The organism is Halorubrum sp. SD612 (assembly GCF_002135005.1).
The window spans coordinates 2,427-4,213 of record NZ_NEWI01000189.1 but is presented as its reverse complement, the minus strand read 5'-3'; the positions used below and the strand labels follow the sequence as shown (position 1 = coordinate 4,213).

At 73.0% G+C, this 1,787-nt stretch carries 1 protein-coding gene and 1 pseudogene; one reads left to right on the top strand and one right to left on the bottom strand.

The window, feature by feature from the left end:
• A partial coding sequence (locus B9G38_RS14710; protein ID WP_143415492.1) for an amidohydrolase family protein occupies positions 1–532 on the bottom strand: 532 nt, incomplete at its 3' end.
• Between the two features lie 117 nt (positions 533–649).
• On the opposite strand from B9G38_RS14710, the pseudogene B9G38_RS18605 reads away from it, so the two are divergent.
• Positions 650–1,787, top strand: a pseudogene (locus B9G38_RS18605) (DUF1508 domain-containing protein); the annotation flags it as partial.

The window sequence follows — 1,787 nt, the reverse complement described above, 5'->3', positions numbered from 1 at the left end:
TACACTTGAGCACGTCCGCGCCCGCCTTCAGCTGCTCGCGGGCCGCCTGCCGCACCTCCGCGGGGCCGTCGGCCTCGCGCCCGAACCAGTTGCCGTGGCCGCCGGTCATGATCACGTTGCGGCCGCACGCGAGGACGCGAGGCCCGTCTATCTCGTCGGCGGTGACCGCCTCGCCCGCGTCGAGCGCGAGCGTCCCGCGGCTCCCGAGGTCGCGGACGGTCGTGACGCCGGCCGAGACGGCGGCGTCGAGGTTGCTCGCGGCCCGGTAGCTCGCGGCGTAGTCGCTCTCGGAGACCGCGGTCGAGACGTCCGGCCGGCCGTCCATCATGACGTGGACGTGCGCGTCGATCAGCCCGGGCGCGACGACCCGCCCGCCGACGTCGACCTCGGTGGGCTCGCCGTCGCGCGCCGCTATCGCCTCGTCGACCGCCTTCGGCTCGCCGACCGCGACGACCTCCCCGTCCGCGACCGCCACGTCGGCCTCGCGGGTCCCCGCGGCGTCCGCCGCGCGACCGCCTCGCAGTACGTACATACGACTACGAGGGGGCGTCTGCGTGGTAAACGCTCGGGTCGCGGTAGTCGGGGAGTCGGCCGCCGAACCGCGGTCTCCGCCCTCACTTATAAACAGGTGGCCGGAGTCGTCTCTGGTATGGTAACTAATAACAAACCAGACCGAGAGGGCGGACTGTACGCGCAGCGGATCGGCACGCCGAGGACGACGGACGAGGTGAACGGCTACTGGCTGTTCGGGTTCGGGGTGCTGCTCGGGCTGGCCGGCGTCGCGGTGTTCTTCCTCACCGACTCCGCGACGGTGGCCCGGGGGATCGGGTACGCGCTCGCGGCGCTGGCCCCGGTGTTCGTGATGCTCGGGGCCGTGATCCGATTCCCGCTGCGTCGGACGGGGACCTACCTCGGCTACCTCGGGACGGCGGTGAGCGTCCTCGGCGTCGTCTGGTTCCTGAACGTCTTCCCCGACAGTTGGTTCACGGCGTCCGGCGACCCGACCGTGATCGCGGCGTACGGCGTCGGCCTCCTCCTCATCGGGCTCGCGGGGACGGTCGTGCCGCTGCTCTCCGACCCCGTTTACGAGGACTACGGTCGGATGCGCGGCGAGGCGGCCGCGGCGACCGCGACCGCCGAGGAGACGAGCGGGGAGCTAGACGCGACCCGCGAGGAGCTCGCGTCGACCGAGTCCGAACTGGACGCGACCGAGTCCGAACTGGACGCGACCGAGTCCGAACTGGACGCGACCGAGTCCGAACTGGACGCGACCCGGGAAGGGCTCGCGTCGACGGAGTCGGAGCTCGAAGCGGCGCGCGAGGCCCTGACGGCCGCTGAGTCGACGGTCGCGTCGCTCCGGGAGAGCAAGGCCCGGTTCGAGCTGTTCGCGGACGCGGGCGGGAGGCCGCGCTGGCGGCTCCGCCACCGCAACGGCAACGTCATCGCGACGTCCGGGCAGGGGTACAGCAGCCGCGGGAAGGCCCAGCAGGGGCTCCACAGCGTGCGGCGGAACGCGCTCGGCGCGGGGCTCCTCCGGATCGAGACGCCCGTCGAGGCGGCCGAGGCGGTCGGCGAGGATGAGGGGCCGGAGCCGGAGGACGCCGCGGAGCCCGACGTGGCTATCCCGGCCGAAGCGGCGGCGCCGGAGAGTCGGGCGACCTTCGAGCTGTTCGCGGACAGCGCCGACGAGTGGCGCTTCCGGCTCCGGCACGACAACGGCAACGTCGTCGGCGACTCCGGCGAGGGGGACGCCTCCAAGTAGAACGCCAAGCCAGCGCTCGCGCGGC